This is a genomic window from Kitasatospora sp. NPDC047058 (assembly GCF_040643935.1).
Classification (GTDB): domain Bacteria; phylum Actinomycetota; class Actinomycetes; order Streptomycetales; family Streptomycetaceae; genus Kitasatospora.
Genome location: NZ_JBEYVJ010000076.1, coordinates 1 through 21,995 on the forward strand (window position 1 = coordinate 1; position 21,995 = coordinate 21,995).

The following is a 21,995-nucleotide window of genomic DNA, read 5'->3' on the forward strand; positions in this document are numbered from 1 at the left end:
CCGATCGGGACGCCGGTGAGGGTGAGGCGGGTGGCCTCGGTGTCGAGGGCGGTGGTCCGGCCTGCGGCCCCACCGGTCCTGGCGGAGGGTCAGCCGGTGACGAGGGCCTCCAGGTCGGGGACGACGGCGGCCGGGGTGGGGAGGGCGTCGTTCTCGCCCCGGAGGACGGCGGCGGCCTCGCGGAGCGCGGTGTCGGCGACCAGGCGGGTGAGCAGCGCGGTGTCGACGGCGTCGGAGGCGGAGCGCAGGGCCGCGCCGGTCGCGGTGAGGGCGTCGGCGTTGACGAAGTGGTCGGCGCCCTGGGGGAGCACCAGCTGGGGCAGGCCGGCCTGGACGGCGGTGAGCATCGTGCCGGAGCCGCCGTGGTGGATCAACGCGTCCGAGGCGGTGAGCAGTTCGGCGAGCGGGACCCACGGGAGCGGGCGGACGTTGTCCGGGAGGGTGCCGAGCGGGGTGAGGTCGGCGTCGCCGACGGCGAGCAGGAACTCGGCGTCCACGGTGGCGGCGGCCTCGATCAGCCGGACGATGGCGTTGACGCCGTCCAGTTCGGTGAGCACGGTGCCCAGGGTGACGGCGACGCGCGGCCGGTCGGCGCGGCGGAGCAGTTCGGTGGGGACCACGCCGCCGCCGTTGTAGGGCAGGTAGCGCATCCGCAGGCCGTCCGGGTCGCCGCCGAGCGAGGCCGGGACGATGTTCAGCGCCGTGGCCGTGGCGGGCCCGGCCACGCCGTGCGACGCGTAGAGGTCGGCGATGTGCGGGGCCATCCGGGCCACCATCTCCGGGCCGGAGCTGACGCCGAAGTTCTGGATCACCGAGGGGATCTTGAGCTTGGCGGCGACCAGCGGGGCGGCGGCCTGGAAGGAGTCGTACACGAGCAGGTCGGCGCCCCAGTCGCCGGCCACGGCCAGCAGGCCGTCCAGGGTGGGGCGGGAGACGAGCGCGAAGGCCCGGGCCGCCCGGTCGAGGATCTGCTCGTTCGTCATGTCGGGGGCCACGTACCGCACCTTCTCGCCCGAGGCCTCCTGGAAGACCTCGCGGATGGTGCGGCCGTCACCGATCTCGGCGATCGGGAAGCCGGCCGCCCGGAGCTGCTCCAGCGGCCTCCCGGAGGCGAACAGGACCTCGTGCCCGGCGGCCCGCAGGGCCTGGGCGGTCGGGATCATCGGGAAGAGGTGGCCGGCCGCCGCGGGGCCGGTGAAGAGTATGCGCACGGGTGTCTCCTGATATGGGTCAACCGGTCGGAACGGGTCGTGCGGGCCGGGGCCCGCGTCCTCCCGTGGAACTGACGGACTGTCATTCCGCGTTCCCGGGAGGATCGATAACCGGACGTTCTGGCGCAGGCCTTGCCGGTTCGGGTGCGATGTGCTCCCGGTGGGCGGCGCGGCCGGCGACACGCTTCGGAGACGGGCCGGAGGGCCGGAGTGTGACGTGCGGGGCGGTGGATGTGGCGCGGGTCACCGTCCGGCCCCGGGGCCGGGCGCGGTTCAGGCGGTGGCGAGGAAGTCGCGGACGGTCTTGACGAAGGCCTCGGGCTGCTCGAAGACCACGACGTGGCCGGTGTCGAACTCGGCGTACTCGCTGCCGGCGATGGCGGCGTGCAGCCGGCGGGTGTTCTCCACCGGGATGGTGGCGTCCTGGGCGCAGCCGATCACCAGCGTCGGGGCCTGGACACGGGGGAGCAGGTCGGTGATGTCCAGGTTCAGGTCGAGGGCGATGTGCCGCAGGGTGCCCGGGGTCGGCTGCATGAAGGCGGCATTGGCCTCGACGGCCTCGCGGCCGATCCGGTTGAGGAAGCCGCGGCTGAACGCGGTGAGGGTGGCGTAGCGGCCGAAGGTGGCGGGGTCGCCGGCCAGGGCGGCCCAGACGGTCATCATGTTGCGCAGGTACTCGTCGTCCGCGTTGATCCAGCCCGCGGCGGCGACCAGGCGACGCACCTGCTCGGGGCGGCGGGCCGCGGCGGCGGTGGCGACGACGGCGCCGAGCGAGAAGCCGACCAGGTGGACGGGGCCGCGGCCGGCGTCCTCGATGACGGCGTTGACCTGGGCGGCGAGGGTGTCGACGGTCAGCTCGCCGCCGTCGTCCTCGGCGGCCTCGCTGCCGGACAGCTCGGGGAGCAGCACGGTGTAGCGGTCGGTGAGGGAGTCCAGCAGGTGGTCCCACATGCCGGAGCCGGGGCCGGTGCCGTGGACGAGGAGGAGGGTCTCGGGGCCCTCGCCGACGATGCGGTAGGGGATGCGGGCGGCGTCGACGGTGATGGTGGGCATGGCGGGTGGTCCTTTCGGAGTGGCCGGTGAGGCGGTTGGCCGGTGAGGCGCTGACAAGAAAGTAAACTACACGGTGTAGGTCATGACTGCAACTACACCGTGTAGTGCAATGTGGGGCGTGCGGGCGGCCCGACGGGCGACGGGGCCTGGTGTGCGACGGGACCTGGCGTGCGGCGGCGGCCGGATGTGCGGCGAGGGCCGGCCCCGGGGTGGGGCCGGCCCTCGTGCGGGGCGGGGTCCGCTCAGCCGTAGAGGCGCAGGAACGCCCGGATGCCGGCGGTGACGCCGGCCTCGAGCGCGGCCTCGGGCAGCTCGATCGCGCCGAAGAAGCTGGCGTCGGCGGCGCCGCTGAAGGTCAGCAGGGTGAACTGGGTGGCGGCCAGCGCCGCGTCGTCCAGGTGCAGCAGCCCCTGGTCGGCGAGGCGGCCGAAGTGCGCGGCGAGGTCGCGCTGGGAGGCCAGCGGGCCCGCGTCCAGCCAGGCGTTCAGGACGTCGCGCGGGATGTTGCCGGCCTCGGCGCGGATGGTCCGGCCGAGCGCGAAGTGCTCGCCCGCGTTCAGCACGGCCCGGGCGCGGTCGAGGGCGAAGGCGGTGAGGTCGGCCTCCAGGTCGACGATCTTGTGCAGGTGCCGGTCGGCCAGTGCGGCGATGATCTCGGTCAGCTCGTCGGCGGTCTCCAGGGCGACGGAGAGGAACAGCTTCTCCTTGTCCCCGAAGTGGTTGTAGACGGTGCGCTTGGACACGCCGGCCTCGGCGGCGATCGCGTCCACGCTGGCGCGGGTGTAGCCCTCGCGGCCGAACACCACGGCCGCGGCGCGGGTGATGGCCTGCCGCTTCTCCGGCATCCGGCGCGAACCGGCGGCCGGGGCGGGCGCTCCGGAGGTCGCTGAGGTCCCTGGGGTCATCGGACGGTCTCTCCTTCGGCGTGGATTGCACTACTCGGTGCAGTGTACGCTCGGCGGCCGCCACGGCGGCGTTCCCGCGAGGGCCCCGCGGCGGCCCCACGACCGACCCGCGAGCCCCGCCCCGGCGGTCAGCGCAGCAGCCGGCGCTCCTTGGCCACCGCCACCGCCCCGGCCCTGGTGTCGACGCCCAACTTGTCGTAGATCCGGCCCAGATGGGTCTTCACCGTCGCCTCGCTGATGAACAACGCCCGGGCGATCTCCCGGTTGCCCAGCCCCTGCGCCAGCTGGGCCAGGATCTCCTGCTCGCGCTCGGTCAACTGCGGGAGCGGGGCCCGCATCTGGGCCATCACCCGGGAGGCGACCGGCGGCGAGAGCACCGTCCGGCCGAGCGCCGCCGCGTGCACCGCGGCGAACAGCTCCTCCGGCCGCTCGGCCTTCAGCAGGTAGCCGGTGGCGCCCGCGCCGATCGCCCGGGTGATGTCGGCATCGGTGTCGTAGGTGGTGAGGACCAGGACGTGCGGGGCGTCCGGCGCGGCGGTGATCCGGCGGGTGGCCTCCACGCCGTCGATGCCCTCGCCGAGCTGGAGGTCCATCAGGACGACCTGGGGCGCGAGCCGGGCGGCCAGCGCGACCGCCTCCTCCCCGCTGCTCGCCTCGCCCACCACCTCGATGTCCCCGGCGCTGGCCAGCAGCGCCAGCAGGCCGGCCCGGACGACGGCGTGGTCGTCGCAGACCAGCAGCCGCACCGGCGGGGGCGCGGAGGATGTGCCGTTCATGCGTCCGCCTCTCCGACGGTCTCCGGCCGGGGGTGCCCGGACCGCTCGTTCCGCTCTCCACCGGTCTCCGCGAGGGGGTGCCACCGTCGTCCGCTCACCGGGGCTCCAACGGGATCGCGGCGGACACGACGGTGCCCTCGCCGGGGGTGCTCTCGACCGTCAGGGTGCCACCGAGCTGGCGCAGCCGGGCCCGCATCGCCGGCAGTCCGTGGCCGCGCCCGCCGCCGGGGCCGGCCGCGCCCGCCGGACCCGGCCCGGTGACGCGGAAGCCCCGGCCGTCGTCGGCGATGTCCAGGACGGCCTGGTCGCCGAGGAAGGAGAGGGTCAGCGCGGCCGCCGAGGCCCCCGCGTGCTCCCGGACGTTGGCCAGCGCGCCCTGGGCGATCCGCAGCAGCGCGGACTGGGCGGCGGCGGGCAGCGGCACCGCGGTGCCGTCCAGGTGGAACCGGACCGGCAGGCCGCTCTCGGCGGACTCGCGCTCGGCGAGCGCGCGCAGCGCCTGGTCGAGGGTGCGGCCGTCGGCGAGCTCGGCCGGTGCGAGGTCGTGGACGAAACGGCGGGCCTCGGCCAGGTTGCGGGCCGCCACCCCGGCGGCGGTCCGGACGTGGGCGCGGGCCGTCGCCGGGTCGGCGTCCCAGGTGCGGTCGGCGGCCTGGAGCAGCATCTGCTGGCTGGACAGGCCCTGCGCCAGGGTGTCGTGGATCTCCATGGCGAGCCGCTCACGCTCGGCCAGGGTGCCCTCCCGCCGCTCGGTGGCGGCCAGTTCGCGCCGGGTGCGGCGCAGGTCGGCGATCAGCGCGCGCTGCTGCCCGGACTGCCGTTCCATGTGCAGGAAGACGGCGGTGGCCAGCGCCGCCACGGCGGGCGGCAGCAGGATCAGGTTGGCGTCCGCCCCGCCCGGCAGCCGGAGTTCGCCGACCACCACCAGCAGCGTCAGCGCCGCCACCAGCGGGATCGCCGCCCGGGCCGGCAGCGTGCGCAGCGCCGTGTAGACCAGCGGGACGGCGCACCAGGCGAAGCTGGGCGCCAGCAGCACCAGCACCACCCAGAGCGCCACCACCAGGGCCAGCGGCCAGAGCCGGCGGTGCTGCCCCGGCGCGGGCGGGCGGCGGTGTGCCAGCCAGGAACCGGCCGGCTGGGCGGCGGCCAGGGCGAGGCTGAGGCCGATCACCCAGGGGATCCGGGGGCTGCCGGGGTGGTGGGAGAGGTAGCGGCTGAGCGAGGTGGCGAGCAGCAGCAGGAAGGCGGAGTCGAGCAGGAGGACCAGCCGGCCCGCGTCCGGCTCGCCCGCCGGGGAGGGGGCGGGGGGAGGCGCGGCGGAGGGCGCGGCGGCCGGGTGGGGCTGTTCCACGTCCTCGCTCCTATCGCCGTGCCGGCCGGGCTGCCGCCGGACCGGTGCTGACCTGCGCCGATCCCTCGATGGTGACCCGTCGGGCCGGGGCGCGCATCAGCCGATCGGTTGACCCGGCCGTCCTCCATCATGCGCGCGGGCGGTCGCCGGACCGTCGATGTGGCGCAGGGGTGTGCGGCCGGAGGATCGGTACCGAAGCCGCCGAGCCGATCCGGTCCCCCTGGTCCCGGCCGTGGCCCCGACCGATCCGACGAGGAGCTGGACCATGAAGAAGATCTCCGTGCGCACCCGGGTGCTGACCGGTACCGTCGCCGCCGCCGCGCTGGCCGCCGCCACCGTCGGCGCCGTCTCGGCCAGCGCCGACACCTCGGAGACCCCGGCCGCCGCCGCCACCGCGGTGAAGGCCGACGCCCAGAACAAGAACCTCACCCAGACCACCGGCCTGACCGTCGAGGCCGCCACCCGGGCCGCCCAGGCCACCCTGGACGCCGCCACCAAGGCCGGCCAGCACGTCTCGGTCGCCGTGGTGGACCGGGACGGCGTCACCCGGGTGCTGCTCAAGGGGGACGGGGCCGGCCCGCAGTCGCCGGAGTCCGCCGAGCGCAAGGCGTTCACGGCCGTCTCCTGGAACGCGCCGACCTCCGAGCTGGCCAAGCGCCTCGCCCAGGTGCCGAACCTGAAGGACATCCCCGGCACGCTGTTCCTGGCTGGCGGGGCCCCGGTCCAGGCCAAGGGCGCCCCGGTCGCGGGGATCGGCGTCGCGGGCGCGCCCAGCGGCGACCTCGACGAGCAGTTCGCCCAGGCGGGCGTCGCGGAGCTCGCCAAGTAGTCGCGGGAGGCCGCCGGCGGGCCGCGGACGCCCGGCGGCCCTCCGGCGGACAGCCGGCCGGTGCGCCGGGGCGGGCCCCCGGCCGTCCCGGTGCACCGGCCTCCGGCGCATTCCCCCCGGCGTATCCGGAGCATCCCTCCGGCGCGTCCTTCCGGCACCCTGGCCCGCCCGGGTGCTCGGCGCGGCCGTCGGCGCGGTCCTCGCTGCGCTCCCGGACCGCGGCGGCCAGGATGGGTGCATGGCACACATGACCGAGGCCGAGTGGCGCGCCTTCCTCTCCGCCGGCACCCGTACCGCCAAGATCGCCACCACCCGGGCCGACGGCCGCCCGCACGTCAAGCCCGTCTGGTTCCTGCTGGACGGCGACGACATCGTCTTCAACACCGGCGCCGGCACCGTCAAGGGCCGCACCCTGGCCCGGGACGGCCGGGTGATGCTCTGCGTGGACGACGAGCGGCCACCCTTCGCGTACGTCCTGGTGCAGGGCACCGCCACGCTCAGCGAGGACCTCGCCGAGGTCCGCGCCTGGGCCACCCGGATCGCCGCCCGCTACATGGGCGAGGACCGTGCCGAGGAGTACGGGGCCCGCAACGGGGTGCCGGGCGAGCTCCTCGTACGAGTGAAGATCGAGAAGGTCGGCGCAGAACAGGGGGTGGCCGACTGAAAAGCGGGCTGCCACTGTCAGTGCCGCGTGGCAGGCTTCCCGGTATGACGGCGTGGACCCTCAACGACATCGAACGTGCGATCCGCTCCTCCTGGGGTGTCGACACCTGTGCGCCCGAGGACCTGGCCCACTGGCGTCCCGACAATCCCGCCCGCGGCCAGTGCGGGGTGACGGCGATGGTGCTGCACGACCTGCTGGGCGGCGAGCTGATGATGGGCGAGGTGCACGTCGGCGGGGTCCGGACGGACCTGCACTGGTGGAACCGGTTCGCCACCGGCGTCGAGATCGACCTCACCCGTGAGCAGTTCGGTCCGGACGAGCTGGTCGGCCCGGGCCGGCCGGTCGCCCGCCCGCAGCGCCCGGGCCGGCTGCAGGCCCAGTACGAGCTGCTGCGCCACCGGGTGGCCGCCGAGCTGGAGGCGGACCGGGCCCGCGTCTCCCCGCTGCGCCGGCGGGCCTGCGCCTGAGCGCCTCCGCGCGCACGCCACCGCGTACGGCGGGGTGAACACCCCGTGCCGGCCGCCGGTGCGGCGCGCTGCCGCCGGGGGCTGCCGGGGGCGTGCTGAGGACGGGCGGGCGCCGGCCGCCGCCGGGTGCTTCTTCTCCGGCCGGCGTTCACCGCGTACCCTGGCGGACGGCCGTGGCGGACGGATTCCGGACGTGTCCCCGTCACGTCGGGGCCGACTGGCGGCGGAACAAAAGCCTTACTGCGTGACGGAGTTGGGTCAATCGGACAGCCCGTCGCCGGGGAAGTGCCCGAAGCGTGGCACCCGCCTTCCGGGCCGGCGGGGTCCTTCGGTAGTCTCCGTCGGACTTTCAGCTTCGCGGGGGGAGAGCTGTTCGGACAGCCCTGCCCTGCCGCGCTCCCGGGCCGCGCCCGGACACTCTCGTGAGGTCTTCCTTGTCCATGACCATCCGTCGCAGTCTTGCCTTCGCCGGCGCCGCCGCGCTCGCGTCCTCCCTGGTGCTGACCGGCGCCCAGGGAGCCATGGCCGTCGGTACGACCGGCTCCCCGTCCGCGGCCGCGCCGCAGGCCGACAAGGCGTCGCACCAGAACCTCGACCTGTCGGTGCGCGGGGTGCCGGACACCTTCGTCGCGGGCGGCGAGGCCCGTGAGTTCACCTTCAAGATCGACAACTCGACCAAGCACGACTTCGTCCTCATCCCGCTGCTCAAGTTCAAGAACAAGGAGGGCAGCCTGGAGGCGAAGGACCTCAAGGTCGAGTACCAGCTGCCCGGCGGCCAGTGGCTGACCGGCTCGGTCGCCCCCGGCGGCGGCGACCAGGACGACGACGCGGTGCTCACCCTGCTCGGCGCCGTGAGCCCGGACGGGAACGTCTCCGACGACGCCCTGCAGGTCGTCAACCAGGGCAAGAACCTCACCATCAAGGTCCGGGTCTCGTTCACCCAGGACGCCCCGCTCGGCAAGGCCGGCGTGGTGCCGGTCGTGTTCTCCGCCGAGCTCGACGACAAGACCCACGAGCCGGTCGCCGAGGGCCACTTCAGCTGCGACGGCATCCGCGGCGCCGGCTTCACCATCAAGGCCGGCGGCACCAAGCCGAGCCCCACCGGCCAGCCCACCACGGCGAAGCCGACCACCGGCAAGCCGACCCCGACGGCCACCCACTCGCCGACCGGGACCGCCACGCCGACCACCACGGCCACGCCGACCACCACCGCGTCGCCGACCACCACCGCGTCGCCGACCACCACGGCGTCGCCGACCCGGACCGCCACGCCGACCGCGACGGCCACCGCCTCGCCGTCCGCGACGGCCACCACCGCGCCCAGCGCGTCCACCACCAGCTCCGCCCCGGCCCCGGCCGCGAGCAGCAGCGCCGCCCAGCAGCCGATCGACTTCCCGGTGGCGGTTCCGGCCGTGACCGCGCCGAAGCTCACCCCGGCCGGCGTCACCAAGGCCAAGGCCGCCGCCGACAACGCGGACAAGGCGCTGGCCCAGACCGGTGGCGGTGACGACACCACCACCATCGCGATCGCCGGCGCCGCCGTCCTCGCGGCCGGTGCCGGCACCCTCGTGGTGCTCCGCCGCCGCAAGACCGCCCAGCAGGGCTGAGCCGCGGCACCGCGCTGAGCGGGCGACAGGCCCGGGCCGTGCCAACGGCCCGGGCGGTGTCACCGCGCTGAGCACGCCTTAGCGCCCCTCGGAGGTCCGTCCGCCGGACACCCGAGGGGCGCCTCAGCTTCCGTCGCGTCACATAGGATGACCGGCCGGAGGGGGGCGGAACCGCGCGGAGAGGTACAAAGGGGTGCGGGGAGCACGTTCGGCACGGACCACGACCGACTACGAGGCCGCCACCGGGCGGATCGCCGGTCTTCCGCTCCGCAGACACCACGTCCTGCTGGTCGCCTGGACGGTGCTCTGGTTCCTGCTGGTCGAGCCCAGCGGCGGATTCTCCTGGCACTACCTGCGCCAGGGCGAGGAGCTGCTGTTCAGCGGCCAGTCCGACGGCGGGCTCTCGCTCTACGCGCACCACCCCGAGCTGCAGATCGGCCCGGTCAGCCTCGCCGTTGCGCGTCTCTTCGACCCGTTCCCCGCGCACACCGGCCAGGTGCTGGCGGAGGCCGCGATGTCCGGGCTCGGCCTGGTGATGCTGGTCCTGGTCGGCCGCACCGCCGCCTGGTACTACCTCGGCACCGGCACCAACCACCGTCGGCTCCAGCAGCGGCTGCTGATCGCCGGTCTGGCGTTCATCCCGATGTGGGTGGAGGTCTCGGTCCGCTTCGCGCACCTGGACGACGTGCTGGCGCTCTTCTTCACCACCCTCGCCGCGCACGCGCTCGCCCGCGGCAAGGCCACCCAGGTCGGCATCCACATGGCCCTGGCCGTGGACGCCAAGCCCTGGGCGTTGGCCTTCGCCCCGCTGATCCTCGCGCTGCCCCGGCCGGCCTGGCTGCGCACCGCCCTCTGGGTCGCCGGGCTGGTCGCCGTCGCCTGGCTGCCGTTCTACCTGGGGAACCTGGACACGGTGGCCGCGGCCAAGTTCACCATCCCCAACCAGCCGGCCTCGGCGCTGCGCTGGTTCGGCGTGACCGACCCGGCCACCCCGTGGTGGGACCGGCCCACCCAGTTCGCGCTGGGCCTCGCGCTGGGCGGCATCGCGGTCTGGCGCGGCCGCTGGCCGGCCGTCGTCCTGCTGGGGGCGGACGCCCGGATCCTGCTCGACCCCAGCGTCTACACCTACTACACCGCCTCGATCCTGCTCGGCACCCTGCTGTGGGACGCGGTCGGACAGAAGCGGCTGGTGCCGTGGTGGAGCTGGATCGCGCTGGCCGCGCTGTACGGGGGCACGCTGCTGATCCCGTCGGACTCGGCCCGCGGCCTCGTCCGGCTCGCCTTCGTCGTGGTCTCGGCCGGGTACGTGCTGCTCTGGCCCACCCGGCGGGCCCGCCGTCCGCGCGCCGGGGGCGGCGAGGCGGGCGGCGGCCGGACGGCCCGGCGGCGCGAGCGGACGCTGGCGGGGGCGGCGTCGTGAGGCGCTGACCGGTCCCGGCGTCCGGTCAGCCCGCGACGAGGTCGCGCGCGTCGTCCGGCACCACGGTGGTCCGGGCCGCCCGGGACCGGCCGAACAGCACCGCCGCCAGGGCCACGCCGGCCACCGCCCCGGCCAGTTGGGCGAGCACGAAACCGGGCACCGAGCCGGGCGCGATCCCGGTGTAGCTGTCGGTCAGCGCCCGCCCCAGGGTGACCGCCGGGTTGGCGAACCCGCCCGAGGACGTCGCCCAGCAGGCCGCACCGGCCCAGAGGCCGGCCGCCGCCGGCACCAGCCGGCCCCGCCCGCTGCGGGAGAGCCCGGCCACCACCAGCAGCAGCGTCCCGGTGGCCACGGCCTCGCCGAGCCAGAGCGCGGTGCCGTCCCGCCCGTGCCCGGACGGCTCGGCGAACGGCCGCCCGAACATCACGTTGGCCAGGCCCGTCCCGGCCACGGCGCCGGCCGTCTGCGCGACGGCGTACCAGCCCAGCTCGTGCAGCGCCGGCCCGCTGCCGTCGCGCCGGCCGGCCCACCAGGCGCCCGCCGTCACCAGCGGGTTGAAGTGGCCGCCGGAGACCGGGCCGAGCAGTTCGATCAGCACGGCCAGGGCGAGCGCCGAGGCGCCGACGTTCGCGAGGAACCGGACCCCGCCGTCCGGGCTGAGCGCGGCGGCCCGGATGCCCGAGCCGACCACCACGGCGGCCAGCGCCGTCGTCCCGGCCGCCTCCGCGGCCAGCCGTCGTACCAGGTGCGGGGAGGGTGGGGTGGTCATGGCGCCATGGTGCGGGCCGCCCTCCGGGGGCGGCAATAGGCGGCTTCGTCCAACCCGGGGCCCGTCCGGGGCCGTCCGCTCGGAGACTCGCACGGGGCTGACGGCTCCGGGGGCGCCCGGGACCGGTGAGACTGGGCCGACCGGCCCGGCGGCACCGGCCCGGCGGAATCCGGCTTGACCCTCACGCAACGGGAGGCGGGAGGGTTGTCACCAGCACGAAGGGAGAATTCGCATGAGCGACGCCTACTCGGTCGGCGAGGTGGCGAGGATCGCCCGGATCACCGTCCGGACCCTGCACCACTACGACGAGATCGGACTGCTGTCCCCCGGGGGCCGTACCCCGGCCGGCTACCGCCGGTACCAGGACGCCGACCTCGACCGGCTGCAGCAGATCCTGTTCTACCGCGAACTCGGGTTCCCCCTGGAAGAGATCGCGGCCATCCTGGACGACCACTCGGTCGGCCCGCGCGAGCACCTGCGGCGGCAGCACCGGCTGCTGACCGAGCGCATCACGCACCTCCAGGAACTGGCCGCGGCCGTCGAACACGCCATGGAGGCAAAGAAGATGGGTATCCAGCTGACCCCGGAGGAGAAGTTCGAGATCTTCGGTGAGTCCTACCGCGAGGAGTGGGAGGACGAGGCCGAGCAGCGCTGGGGCGACACCGAGGCCTGGACGCAGTCCCAGCGCCGCACCGCCGAGTACGGCAAGGCGGACTGGCAGCGGATCAAGGCCGAGGCGGACGCGCTCAACGCCCGCCTGGTCGAGGCCTTCACCGCCGGCGAGCCCGCCGACGGCGGCCCGGCCATGGACCTCGCCGAGGTGCACCGGCAGCACATCTGCGACAACTTCTACGACTGCACCTTCGAGATCCACCGCGGCATCGCCGGGATGTACCTCGCCGACCCCCGGTTCACCGAGGTCTACGAGCAGCTCGCCCCCGGCCTGGCCCGGTGGCTGCACGACGCCATGCTCGCCAACGCGGCCTTCCGCACCGGCGAGCAGGCGTAGCACCACGGGGGCGGATCCCGGGGACCCTACGCCGCCCCGCGGCCGAAGCTGCGGCGGTAGGCGGTCGGGGAGGTCCGCATCACGCGGCCGAAGTGGTGCCGGAAGGTCGCGGCGCTCTCGAAGCCGACGGCGGTGGCGACCTCCTCCACCGAGCCCTCGGGGGCTTCGAGCAGCGGCAGGCTGGCCGCGATGCGCTGGGTGACGACCCAGCGCATCGGGCTGGTCCCGTTGCGGGCGGTGAAGTGGCGCAGGTACGAGCGGTCGGACATCCGGGCGGCGCGGGCCAGCAGGGAGATGGTCAGCGGCGCGGAGAGGTGGTCCAGCGCCCACTGCATGGACCGGGCGACGCCGTCGTCCTCCTCCTCGACCGGCCGGACCGCGGCCTCGATGAACTGGGCCTGCCCGCCGTCCCGGTGCGGCGGCACCACGAAGCGGCGGGCGACGTTGTTGGCGACCTTGGCGCCGTGGTCCCGGCGGACCAGGTGCAGGCAGAGGTCGATCCCGGCGGCACTGCCCGCACTGGTCAGCACGTCGCCGCTGTCCACGTAGAGCACGTCCGGGTTGACCCGCACCGACGGGTGGCGCTGCTGGAGCAGGTCGGCGTACCGCCAGTGCGTGGTGGCCTCGCGCCCGTCCAGCAGGCCGGCCGCGGCCAGCGCGAAGGCGCCCGAGCAGATCGAGACGATCCGGGCGCCGCGTTCGTGTGCCGTGCGCAGCGCGGCGACCAGGCCGGGCGAGACGTCGCCGCCGAAGGCGTTCGGCACCCCGGGGATCACCACCGTGTCGGCGGCCGCCAGGTCCTCCAGGCCGTGATGGGCGGTCAGCGAGAAGCCGCCGACCGCCTGCAGCGCGGTGCCCGGCCGGTCGGCGCAGACCTTCAGCCCGTACCAGGGGGCCGCCAGCAGCCCGCTCAGCTCCGGCCTGGCCAGCCCGAACACCTCGACCACCACGCCGAGTTCGAACGGCGTCATGCCGTCGAAGGCGTACACCGCGACATCGTGCACCGGCTCCGGCCGCCGGCCGATCGCGACGGCCACCGGGCCGGCGCCCTGCCGCTGGGACGACTGCCGGTCGGACGTCTGCTGCTCGGCCATCGCGGACCTCTCGCTCAGGGTGGCGGAATGGCGGCGAGTGTAGCCGTTCCGGCCAGTCCGGATCTTCCGCTGATCAGCCTGCAACCCCGGGCCCCGTCACACGTCCATCACTTCGGGGGGCGGCGGAGCCGGGGAGACCGGTGCTGGCAGGATTCCCGCAGATCACCATCTTGATCATGTTTCTGACGGGGCCGGTCGACGCCGGGAGCCGTCCTGGGGGAAAGCGGAAACCGGATGTCCATGGCCATCGGGCCGATCACCGGACCGGCGAGGGGGCGCGGCGTCTCCGTCTTCGGAGCCGTCAGGCTGCTGTTCGGCGCGCAGGAGGCCGTCGAACCGACCTCCGGGCCGGACACCGCACCGGAACCGGCGCAGCGGCGCTCCGGCTTCCGGCTGTTGCGGGGCGGGCGCAGGCCGGCGGAGGACCGGCCCACCCTGACCGACCTCTACCACGCGCACCGGCTCGGCCTGGTCCGGATGGCCGTCCTGCTGGTCGACCACCAGGACCTGGCCGAGGACGTCGTCCAGGAGGCCTTCACCCAGCTCTACCAGCGGCACGGGGAGCAGCTGGACGACCTGGACAACGCACTCGGGTACCTGCGCACCTCCGTGGTCAACGGTGCCCGTTCGATGCTGCGCCGCCGGAAGACGGCCCGCGAGTACGTCCCCCCGCACGAGGCCGACGCGCCGTCCGCCGAGGACCACGCCGTGCTCAACGACGAGCACCGGCGGGTCCTGGTGGCCCTGCAGGAACTGACGTCCCGCCAGCGTGAGGTCCTGGTGCTGCGCTACTGGTCCGACATGTCGGAGGCGCAGATAGCCGAGACCCTGGGGCTGTCCCGGGGTGCCGTGAAGTCCACCGCCAGCCGGGCATTGGACGCCTTGGAAAAGCATCTGGAGAAGGTTCGATGACCGACAGGTTTCCCCGCCCGAGCGGCGGCGACAGCGGCGGGCCGGACAGAACCCCGATGGAACGGCTGCTCCGCGAGGCGATGAACGCGCGCGCGGCGCAGATCACCCCGCACAGCCTGCGCCCGGCCGGCCCGCCGAGCAGCAGAGTGCGCCGGCTGAAGCCGGTGTACCTCACGGCCGTGCCGCTCCTCGGCCTGGCCGCGGCGATGGCCTTCGGCGTGCTCGGCTTCCGCGGCGACACGGTGGCCGACCGGAACGAGACCCCGCCCCCGGCGGCCACCACGTCGGCCACCCCGTCCCCCACCCCGGCCGACACCCCGACCGCCACGGCGACGGCCGTCCCGAGCGCGACCACGTCGCCGTCGGCCACGGCCGACCCGGACGAGGACGAGGCCGGCACCCCGGCCGGTGCCCCCGGCACGCCGTCCGCCCCGGCCGGCAGCACCGCGCCGCAGTCGGCGGCGACGCCGTACACGTTCCGCGGCGTGAAGTTCAGGATCCCGGCGGGGTGGCGGCTCGCGCCGCAGGACACGGCGAACACGCTCTGCGTCCTGGCCCCGGGCGCGCCGCAGTCGGCCACGGCGGGCCACTGCGCCCCGTACGGCGCCGAGCTGGTCGTCTACAACACGGCCGACGAGGCGGAGCACGCGCAGTGGCCCACGCCGTCCGCGCTGGAATCCGACTCCGGCTGGACCACCCAGCCGTACTGCCCGGTCTGGGGCAACCCGCACGTGCCCGCCGCGGGCGAGGTGGTGAAGAACACCGCCGCGCCGGTGCGCACCCGGGACATCGTGGCCGGCCGGGCCGTCCGCAAGACCCAGTGGCTGGCGGCCTGTGGCCAGGACGCCTTCACCGCGCAGCTCTGGGGCCTGACGTCGGACCAGGTCTACCTCTCGGCGGTCGGTCTCAAGCCGGAGCACCAGGCGGCCCTGGTGTCGATCCTGGACACCATGGACCTCGGCGGACGTCAGGCGCCGGCGCCGGCGGGCGTCCTGACCGACGTCGCCGTCACCGTCGACGGTCTCACCACCGGGCAGCAGGTGCCCAGCGACGGCAGCCCGGTGGCCTTCTCGGTCACCTTCAAGAACACCGGCAGGACCGGCTACGCCGATGTGCAGCCCCAGGTGGTCGCGGAGGCGTACGGGGGCAGCCAGCCGGCCGTGCACGGGACCATGGAGCGCCAGGACGGTGCCACCTGGACCACCCTGGACATCGCCCCGCCGTCGGTGGGCAAGCCGGCCAGGGGCCCCGGTTTCGCGTTGGCCCCCGGCCAGAGCGTGACGGTGAAGTACCGGATGAAGCTGACCGGCCAGGACGGTGCCGGGGTGATGCCGGTGACCGCGGACGCGCTGGTGATCCCGGACGAGGGCGTGCCCACCGTCCTCGGCACCCGCACCGTTCCGGTACGGGTCGTGAAGTAGCGCCCGCCGGGCCGCTGCGAAGGCGCCGTGCCGGGGCGAGTCCCCGGTCACGGCGCCTTCGGTCGGTGCCGCCGCCTCAGGCGAGCGAGGCCATCCAGGCCTCGACGTCCTCGGCGCGGCGTGGGAGGCCGGCCGAGAGGTTCTCGTTGCCGTCGGCGGTGACCAGGATGTCGTCCTCGATCCGGACGCCGATGCCGCGGTAGTCCTCGGGCACCGTCAGGTCGTCCTGCTGGAAGTACAGGCCGGGCTCGACGGTGAGCACCATGCCGGGCACCAGCAGCGCGTCGACGTGCTCCCGGGTGCGGGAGTGGGCGCAGTCGTGGACGTCCAGGCCGAGCATGTGGCCGGTGCCGTGCAGCGTCCAGCGGCGCTGGAGGCCCAGCTCCAGGACCTTCTCGACGTCGTACACCGAGGCGTCCAGCAGGCCCCAGGCGAGCAGCCGCTCGGCGAGCACGCGCTGCGAGGCGTCGTGGAAGTCGCGGAACCGGGCGCCGGGCTTCACCGCCGCGATGCCGGCCTCCTGGGCGTCGTACACCGCCTGGTAGATCTTGCGCTGGAGGTCGTCGAACCGGCCGTCGATCGGCAGGGTGCGGGTGACGTCGGCGGTGTACAGGGTGTGCGTCTCGACGCCGGCGTCCAGCAGCAGCAGCTCGCCGGGGCGGACCTCGCCGTCGTTGCGGACCCAGTGCAGGGTGGTGGCGTGCGGGCCGGCGGCGCAGATCGAGCCGTAGCCGACGTCGTTGCCCTCGACCCGGGCGCGGCGCCAGAAGGTGCCCTCGATCCAGCGCTCCGAGGTGGCGACGGCCTGGCCCAGCTCGCGGACCACGTCGGTGAAGCCGTTGACGGTGGCGGCGCAGGCGGCGCGCAGCTCGCCGATCTCCCACTCGTCCTTGACCAGCCGCAGGCCGCTCAGGAACTCGCGGAACTCGGCGTCCTTGCCGGCGTCCAGCACGTCGGCGAGCGCGGCCTCCAGGCCGGCGTCGTAGCCGCGCACGATCCGGGTCGGGACGGTGCCGTGCGCGGCCCGCTCGGCCAGCTCGTCGGCGGCCTTGCGGACGTCGCGGACCGGCAGGTCGAGCAGCTGCTCCTGCTCGGCGAGGCTGTGCCGGCGGCCGACCCAGAGCTCGCCGTACCCGTCCAGCCAGAACTCGCCGTTCTCGCGGTTCGAGCGGGGCAGCAGGTAGAGGCCGAACTCGTGGCCGCTCTCGCCGGTGGGCTCGGCGACCAGCACCGCGTCCTCGGTCTGGTCGCCGGTGAGGTGCACGTACTCGCTGGCGGCGCGGAAGTTGTAGTCGGTGTCGTTGGCGCGGACCTTGAGGGTGCCGGCCGGGACCACCAGGCGCTCGCCGGGGTAGGCGGCGGAGAGCTTGGCGCGGCGCTCGGCGGCGTACGGGGCCTGGGCGACCGGGACGAGGCCGTGCAGCTCGGTGTCGGCCCAGCCGGACTTCATCGAGGCGGCCAGCGCGTCGGAGACCTCCGAGTACAGGCCGTTCTTGCGGCCCTTGAACTGCTGCGGCTGCTCGTCGCCGCCGGTGGCCTCGGGGTTCTCGGCCACCGCCGGGGTGCGGTCCTCGGTCACGTACGTCGCCTCCTTGCGGGTGGTGCCACCCCGGACCGGTCGGATCGCGACACGCGGGGGCGGCCGTGCGTCCATGGTACGGACGCCCGGCCGCTCGGCCGTTCGGGGTCGTCGGAGTCCGTCCCCGGCGGTCCCCGGGGCGGGCCCGGGGCGGGCCCGGGCGGGTCCTCCCGGGGGGCCTCAGTCGAAGCGGGCCGCCAGCAGCATCAGGTCGTCGGTGGCGGGCCCGGCGTGCGGGTCCGGGCAGACGGCCAGCAGGTGGGCGCAGAGCCGGTCGGGGTCGATCCGCACGTCCCGCGGGGCGTCGGCGGCGGCCCGGCGCAGGTTGGCCTGCCCGGCGTGCAGGGTCGGGCCGCAGCGGCGGGCCAGGCCCTCGGTGTAGAGCACCAGGGTGTCGCCGCGCTCGGCGGTCAGCTCGACGCCCGGAGCCTCCCAGCAGGAGAGCATGCCGAGCGGGGCGGAGAGCGAGGTCTCCACGAACTCGGCGCCGTACCGGGTGACCAGCACCGGCGGGCAGTGCCCGGCGCCGGCCAGGGTGACCCGGCGGTCCTCCGGCTCCACCCAGGCGTAGAGGGCGGTCGCGCTGCGGGTCGGCTCGGTGGTCTTGAGCAGCAGCTCCAGGTCGCCGAGGACGGAGACCGGGTCCTCGCCCTCCAGCACCGCGTAGGCCCGCAGGGCGGCCCGCACCCGGCCCATCGCGGCGGCCGCGCCGGGCGCCGAGCCCGGTCCGGCGCCGGGACCGTCGCCGGAGACGCTGCCGACGGTCAGGCCGACGGTGCCGTCCGGCAGCGGGATGGCGTCGTACCAGTCGCTGCCGGAGGAGTGGTCCAGGCCGGCCGGGACCAGCCGGGCGGCGAGCCGGAGCCCGGCGGGCTGCGGGAGGCGGTCGGGCAGCAGGCCGCGGCGCAGCGCCTCGGTGGTGCGCCGGACCTTCTCCGCGTCCAGCTGCTTGGCCAGCAGCGGCGCGGCCACCTCGCAGTACCGGCCGGCCAGCTCGCGCTGGCGCTCGGTGGGCTCGGCGGGCTCGTCGTAGAACCAGAGGGCGGCGGCCAGCGGGCCGTCCTCCTCGGTGGCGAGCGGCAGGCCGTAGCAGCCGCGGAGGCCGAGGGAGGCGGCGAGCTCGCGCAGCCGGGGACCGATCGCGGGGTCCTCGGCGAGGTCGCGGGAGTGCAGCCGGTCGGGCCGGTCGTGCGTGCGCAGCAGCCGGGCGACCAGGCTCTGCTCCGTCGGCACGGTCTCCAGCGAGCCGAGGCTGGCCCGGTCCAGGCCGTGGCCGACCGGCTGGCTGGGCCCGCCGCCGGGCAGCACGGTGACCAGCAGGGCGCGGCGGGCGCCGAGCAGTGCGGTGCCGGAGGCCAGGACGGCCTCCAGGGTGGCCGCCAGGCCGCGGGCGCGGGCGAGCAGCTCGGTGTGCTCGTGCAGGCTGGTGAAATCGGACAGCCGTCCGGCCAAACGGTCCTGCACGCCGGACGGGGCCGCGGTGCGGTCGTCGGCGGTGCCGTCCGGCCGGCCGTCGGGCCGCTGCTCCCCGGCCGGCCGGCCGGCCTGCTCGCCCGCCTCTCCGGACGGGCCGTCGGCGGGGCCGGGGAAGCCCGGATGGTCGAGCAACGACAGCACGCTGGCGCCGCAGGGCTCGCCCGGCTCGGGGGACGTCGACGGTGCGTGGGACTCGGTCATGCCGCCACTCCTGACGCGGTGGTACGTGTCATGCGGAACCCCCAGGTACGGCCGATTGGAGCGAGGACGGCCAAGGGCGCGTTTCGCCTCGATTCGCTACTACTCGTCATTGATCGTCAGCAATGCCACCACTTCTACACAGGCCATTCGGGGCATGTCCAGATCCGCGGCAGCGCCGGTGGCCGGTTCCGCGCCCTCCGCAGCCCGAACGGCCGGAGCGTTCCGTTCGTGCGCGCGCCGGTCGGGGCGGAGGGAGTGGAGCGGCCGGAGAGCGGGCAGAACCGTGGGGACGGCTCCGTGGCCGTCCGGATCGTATGCTTCGGCCGCCCGTGGCCCGGGTCGGCCGGAAGTCACTCACTCGTACGGTGGAACCAACCGCGCCCGGGCGGCGTCCATCCGGTCGCATACGGGATTCTCGTTCCAAGGGCTGTTCTGTTCCGCGGTCCTTCTAGGTCGTGCTCCACACCGTGCTCCGCCTCCGCCAGGCCGCTCGTCATCGCCATGCCCGCCACCCGGATCCGGGCCGGTGCGGCACACTCCGACGCCGGCCGGTGGGCCCGGAGCGAACCGAGCGGTCACGGAAAGGAACGAGCGCCATGCGTGAGAATCCGAGGAGCGACCGGGCGGCGGCACGTTCCGCCCGGCTGGCCGCGGCCCTGGCGGCCGCCGTCGACCACCGCTGGCCCGTCGTGCCCGGCACGCTGCTGCTGGGCGGCGGCTGTTCCTGCGGCGACCCGGAGTGCCCCGTCCCGGGCGCCCACCCGCACGACCCGCCGCTGCTGGCGGCCACCACGGACGCCCGGATGGTGCGGTGGTGGTGGGAGCGGCAGAACCCGGACGCGCCGGTGCTGGCCGCGACCGGCCGGACCGTCTCGGCGGTCAGCCTGCCGGCGGCGGCCGGCGCCCGGGCGCTCGCCTACCTCGGCGCGCTGCGGCTGCCGCTCGGCCCGGTGCTGGCGCTGCCCGGCCGGTACGCGATCCTGGTCGCCCCCTACTCGCTGGACGCGCTCGGCGAGATGCTCGCCCAACTGCCTTGGGTGCCCGGGTCATTGCGCTACCACGGCACCGGCGGCTTCCTCCCGCTGCCGCCCGGCGGCGGGACGGGCGGCTGGGTGCGCTGGGTGCTCGCGCCCCGGCCGGCCGCCGACGGCGGCGTGTGGCTGCCCCAGGTCGGGCCGCTGCTGGGCGAGTTGGTCGAGGCGACGGTCCGGCTGGACAGCGGCCGCTCGGCGTACTGATCGGGTACGGACCGACCGGCGCGACCGGCGGCGATCCGGCTTCCGCCGGTGGCCGATCAAGCGGCCGGGCGGGGCGGATCCGGCCGCCGGTCCGGAAAACAAAAAGATCCGGCCGCTGGCGACGGGGGATGCACCAGCGACCGGACTCTTTAGACAGTAACAAGGATCGGCGGCCACGCCAATTTCCAAGAGCCCTTCAGGGCCCGGAAATTGCCCTCCTGGCGGGCAATGTGACGCGTATCACCCCGATCCCGGTCGCCTTTAGTTCAAGGTGACCTGACGGTTCACCAGGTTCGCGCGGGCCCGCCGCTCCTCGGCGGTCAGCGGCGTGGCGTCGGCCAGCGTCGCGGCGAGCCGCTCGGCGAACTCGGCGGCCGGCTTCTCGCAGTCGGCCGCCGTCATGGCGAGCGGGAGGTCCCAGACCGGGACGGTCAGGCCGTGCGCGCGGAACGAGCCGACCAGGCGGGTGTCCGGGCCGAGCGAGGACTTGTCGGCGGCGGTCAGCCGGGCCAGCGCGTCCAGCAGCTGCTCCTCCGGGACGGTCATCACCCAGCGCAGGTGGTTCTTGTCCGGGGTGCCGCACCAGTACGCGGAGTCGACGCCGGCCAGCTTCTCGGTCGGGATCGCCGAGGCGTTGGCGCGCTCCAGGGAGGCGGCCACCTCGCCGGTGGCGGTCTCGGCGTCCTCCAGCCAGAACTCGAAGCCGGTGTGCACGGTGGGCGTGAAGCCGGCGCCGGCGTCCAGCAGGTCCTGCAGCCGGCGCCCGCCCGGGACGGTACGGCGGGCCGGGACCGGGGTGCCGGGCTCGGTGGCCAGGGCCAGCTCCAGCGCGTCGGCCAGGTCGCGGCTCAGGTCGCCGGAGGCGGACTGGGTCTGCAGGCCGAGCAGGATCGACCCGTCCTGGCGGCGCAGCGCCGGCCAGGCCAGCGGCAGCACGGTGGCCAGCGTCACCGACGGGACGTCACCGTTGGCGGTCTCGGCCACGCCGGCGGCCAGCGTCAGCGGCGCGGTCGCGGCGGGCACCAGCTCACGCAGCGCCACCCAGTCGGCCTCGCCCTGCAGGCCCTCGAACGGGCGGTGCACCAGCTCCTGCACGGCGTGCGAGGCCTCCCGGCCGTGGCACGCCTTGTACCGGCGGCCCGAACCGCAGGGGCAGTTCTCGCGGGCCCCGACCACGGGGATCTCACCCGTGACGGCGGTGGTGGACTGGCTGCGCTGCGGCGCCTTCTTGGCGGCCTTCTTGCCCATGGTGCGGCTCTCCCGGGGACGGTTGTGTTGTGCTCCGGGCAGCCTACTGACGATCGGGGCGGGACAGGGCCAGGGCCGTCTGCTCAGGCGCTGCGGGCATCACCGCCGGTGCGCCGGGCGTGCCGGGCCCGGGCGGGCAGCGCCGCCCACACCGTCACCTCGCCGGGCGCGTCGCGCACGCCCCAGTCGCTGGCCAGCTGGCCGACGATGCTCAGCCCGCGGCCGCCGCGCGAGGTCAGCGACGGGCTGGCCGGGGACGGCCGGGTCTGCGCCCCGCCGTCGGTCACCTCCAGGGTGAGGACGCCGTCCGCGTGCATCTGCCAGCGGACCAGGACGCCGCCGTCGGGCTCGCCGTCCTCGTGCCGCGCCGCGGGCTTGGCCTCGGCGCTCCGCGAGGGGACGCCGACCAGCACCTGGTCGACGACCTCCGCGCGGGCGCTGCGGCCGAGCACCGGCAGCGGGCCGAGCGGCCGGGCGTAGCGACAGGCATTGCTCAACAGTTCGGAAAGGATCAGAACAGCATCATCAATGACCGGTTCCGGTATCTCCCGGTCACCGAGATCTCGACGCAGTCGGCGCCGTGCGACCCCGACACTCGCTGGGCCGTGCGGCACTGCCATGGTCGATGAAGTAGGCACTTCACGCGCCACCATCAACGCCACCCCCGGACCTCCTTCAGCGTATGCCGAGGGATGGATGCCCCTTGGTAATGCGTCGGAAACGACCGCGCGACGATCCTGCGGGGACATTTCAAACCGTGCGACC

20 protein-coding genes are annotated in these 21,995 nt (G+C 75.0%); 9 read left to right on the forward strand and 11 right to left on the reverse strand.

Translation table 11 applies throughout. The annotated features are described in order from the left end of the window. Nucleotides 1-89: 89 nt before the first annotated feature. The 5 genes from ABZ885_RS14760 to ABZ885_RS14780 form a co-directional block, all read right to left on the reverse strand. On the reverse strand, nucleotides 90-1,211 hold the full coding sequence (locus tag ABZ885_RS14760; protein ID WP_360187660.1) for a nucleotide disphospho-sugar-binding domain-containing protein: 1,122 nt from the start codon (nucleotides 1,209-1,211) through the stop codon (nucleotides 90-92). Between the two features lie 273 nt (nucleotides 1,212-1,484). After that, on the reverse strand, nucleotides 1,485-2,264 hold the full coding sequence (locus tag ABZ885_RS14765) for an alpha/beta hydrolase (RefSeq protein ID WP_360187661.1): 780 nt from the start codon (nucleotides 2,262-2,264) through the stop codon (nucleotides 1,485-1,487). A gap of 242 nt (nucleotides 2,265-2,506) precedes the next feature. Next, nucleotides 2,507-3,169: a TetR/AcrR family transcriptional regulator gene (locus tag ABZ885_RS14770; RefSeq protein WP_360187663.1), complete on the reverse strand. Its 663-nt coding sequence runs from the start codon at nucleotides 3,167-3,169 to the stop codon at nucleotides 2,507-2,509. Between the two features lie 128 nt (nucleotides 3,170-3,297). Continuing rightward, on the reverse strand, nucleotides 3,298-3,945 hold the full coding sequence (locus tag ABZ885_RS14775; RefSeq protein WP_360187665.1) for a response regulator transcription factor: 648 nt from the start codon (nucleotides 3,943-3,945) through the stop codon (nucleotides 3,298-3,300). 94 nt (nucleotides 3,946-4,039) lie between these two features. Further along, nucleotides 4,040-5,296, reverse strand: coding sequence for a sensor histidine kinase (locus ABZ885_RS14780; RefSeq protein ID WP_360187667.1), 1,257 nt, complete (start codon nucleotides 5,294-5,296; stop codon nucleotides 4,040-4,042). Nucleotides 5,297-5,561: 265 nt separating this feature from the next. Here ABZ885_RS14780 and ABZ885_RS14785 point away from each other — a divergent pair, with 265 nt between their 5' ends. The 5 genes from ABZ885_RS14785 (at nucleotide 5,562) to ABZ885_RS14805 (ending at nucleotide 10,283) form a co-directional block, all read left to right on the forward strand. Continuing rightward, nucleotides 5,562-6,125: a heme-binding protein gene (locus ABZ885_RS14785; RefSeq protein ID WP_360187669.1), complete on the forward strand. Its 564-nt coding sequence runs from the start codon at nucleotides 5,562-5,564 to the stop codon at nucleotides 6,123-6,125. 238 nt (nucleotides 6,126-6,363) lie between these two features. Continuing rightward, on the forward strand, nucleotides 6,364-6,789 hold the full coding sequence (locus ABZ885_RS14790; protein WP_360187670.1) for a PPOX class F420-dependent oxidoreductase: 426 nt from the start codon (nucleotides 6,364-6,366) through the stop codon (nucleotides 6,787-6,789). A 44-nt stretch (nucleotides 6,790-6,833) separates the two neighbouring features. Then, nucleotides 6,834-7,256 (forward strand): hypothetical protein, encoded by a 423-nt coding sequence (locus ABZ885_RS14795; protein ID WP_360187672.1) that lies wholly within the window; start codon nucleotides 6,834-6,836, stop codon nucleotides 7,254-7,256. A 440-nt stretch (nucleotides 7,257-7,696) separates the two neighbouring features. Beyond that, a complete protein-coding gene (locus ABZ885_RS14800) occupies nucleotides 7,697-8,863 on the forward strand; it encodes an LPXTG cell wall anchor domain-containing protein (protein WP_360187674.1) in 1,167 nt (388 codons plus the stop codon). A 250-nt stretch (nucleotides 8,864-9,113) separates the two neighbouring features. Beyond that, nucleotides 9,114-10,283 carry a hypothetical protein gene (locus ABZ885_RS14805; protein WP_360187699.1) on the forward strand — a complete coding sequence of 390 codons (1,170 nt, stop codon included), beginning with the start codon at nucleotides 9,114-9,116 and terminating at the stop codon, nucleotides 10,281-10,283. A 25-nt stretch (nucleotides 10,284-10,308) separates the two neighbouring features. Here the strand turns inward: ABZ885_RS14805 and ABZ885_RS14810 are convergent, their stop codons facing one another. Continuing rightward, the gene (locus ABZ885_RS14810) at nucleotides 10,309-11,052 is read right to left on the reverse strand and encodes an aquaporin (protein ID WP_360187675.1); all 744 of its coding nucleotides are present in this window, start codon (nucleotides 11,050-11,052) and stop codon (nucleotides 10,309-10,311) included. A gap of 232 nt (nucleotides 11,053-11,284) precedes the next feature. Between ABZ885_RS14810 and ABZ885_RS14815 the strand changes: the two genes are divergently transcribed. Continuing rightward, entirely contained in the window at nucleotides 11,285-12,061 is a 777-nt protein-coding gene (locus tag ABZ885_RS14815; protein ID WP_360187677.1) for a MerR family transcriptional regulator, read from the forward strand. A gap of 26 nt (nucleotides 12,062-12,087) precedes the next feature. Here ABZ885_RS14815 and ABZ885_RS14820 read toward each other — a convergent pair whose 3' ends face one another. Next, a complete protein-coding gene (locus ABZ885_RS14820; protein WP_360187678.1) occupies nucleotides 12,088-13,155 on the reverse strand; it encodes a helix-turn-helix domain-containing protein in 1,068 nt (355 codons plus the stop codon). Nucleotides 13,156-13,389: 234 nt separating this feature from the next. Here ABZ885_RS14820 and ABZ885_RS14825 point away from each other — a divergent pair, with 234 nt between their 5' ends. Beyond that, a complete protein-coding gene (locus tag ABZ885_RS14825; protein WP_360187679.1) occupies nucleotides 13,390-14,067 on the forward strand; it encodes a SigE family RNA polymerase sigma factor in 678 nt (225 codons plus the stop codon). Then, nucleotides 14,064-15,488: a hypothetical protein gene (locus ABZ885_RS14830; RefSeq protein WP_360187681.1), complete on the forward strand. Its 1,425-nt coding sequence runs from the start codon at nucleotides 14,064-14,066 to the stop codon at nucleotides 15,486-15,488. Before ABZ885_RS14825 ends, ABZ885_RS14830 begins: the two co-directional genes overlap by 4 nt. Nucleotides 15,489-15,564: 76 nt before the next feature. Here ABZ885_RS14830 and ABZ885_RS14835 read toward each other — a convergent pair whose 3' ends face one another. Together ABZ885_RS14835 and ABZ885_RS14840 are read right to left on the reverse strand one after the other, a co-directional pair. Continuing rightward, on the reverse strand, nucleotides 15,565-17,043 hold the full coding sequence (locus ABZ885_RS14835; RefSeq protein ID WP_360187701.1) for an aminopeptidase P family protein: 1,479 nt from the start codon (nucleotides 17,041-17,043) through the stop codon (nucleotides 15,565-15,567). A gap of 204 nt (nucleotides 17,044-17,247) precedes the next feature. Next, complete coding sequence (locus ABZ885_RS14840; protein ID WP_360187683.1) at nucleotides 17,248-18,744, reverse strand: PP2C family protein-serine/threonine phosphatase; 1,497 nt, start codon at nucleotides 18,742-18,744, stop codon at nucleotides 17,248-17,250. 596 nt (nucleotides 18,745-19,340) lie between these two features. Between ABZ885_RS14840 and ABZ885_RS14845 the strand changes: the two genes are divergently transcribed. Continuing rightward, nucleotides 19,341-19,982, forward strand: a complete 642-nt coding sequence (locus ABZ885_RS14845) for a bifunctional DNA primase/polymerase (RefSeq protein WP_360187685.1) — start codon at nucleotides 19,341-19,343, stop codon at nucleotides 19,980-19,982. 261 nt (nucleotides 19,983-20,243) lie between these two features. Here ABZ885_RS14845 and ABZ885_RS14850 read toward each other — a convergent pair whose 3' ends face one another. Both ABZ885_RS14850 and ABZ885_RS14855 read right to left on the reverse strand, forming a co-directional pair. Then, nucleotides 20,244-21,230 (reverse strand): DUF5926 family protein, encoded by a 987-nt coding sequence (locus ABZ885_RS14850; protein WP_360187687.1) that lies wholly within the window; start codon nucleotides 21,228-21,230, stop codon nucleotides 20,244-20,246. Between the two features lie 83 nt (nucleotides 21,231-21,313). Next, a complete protein-coding gene (locus ABZ885_RS14855; RefSeq protein ID WP_360187689.1) occupies nucleotides 21,314-21,979 on the reverse strand; it encodes an ATP-binding protein in 666 nt (221 codons plus the stop codon). Nucleotides 21,980-21,995 lie beyond the last annotated feature (16 nt).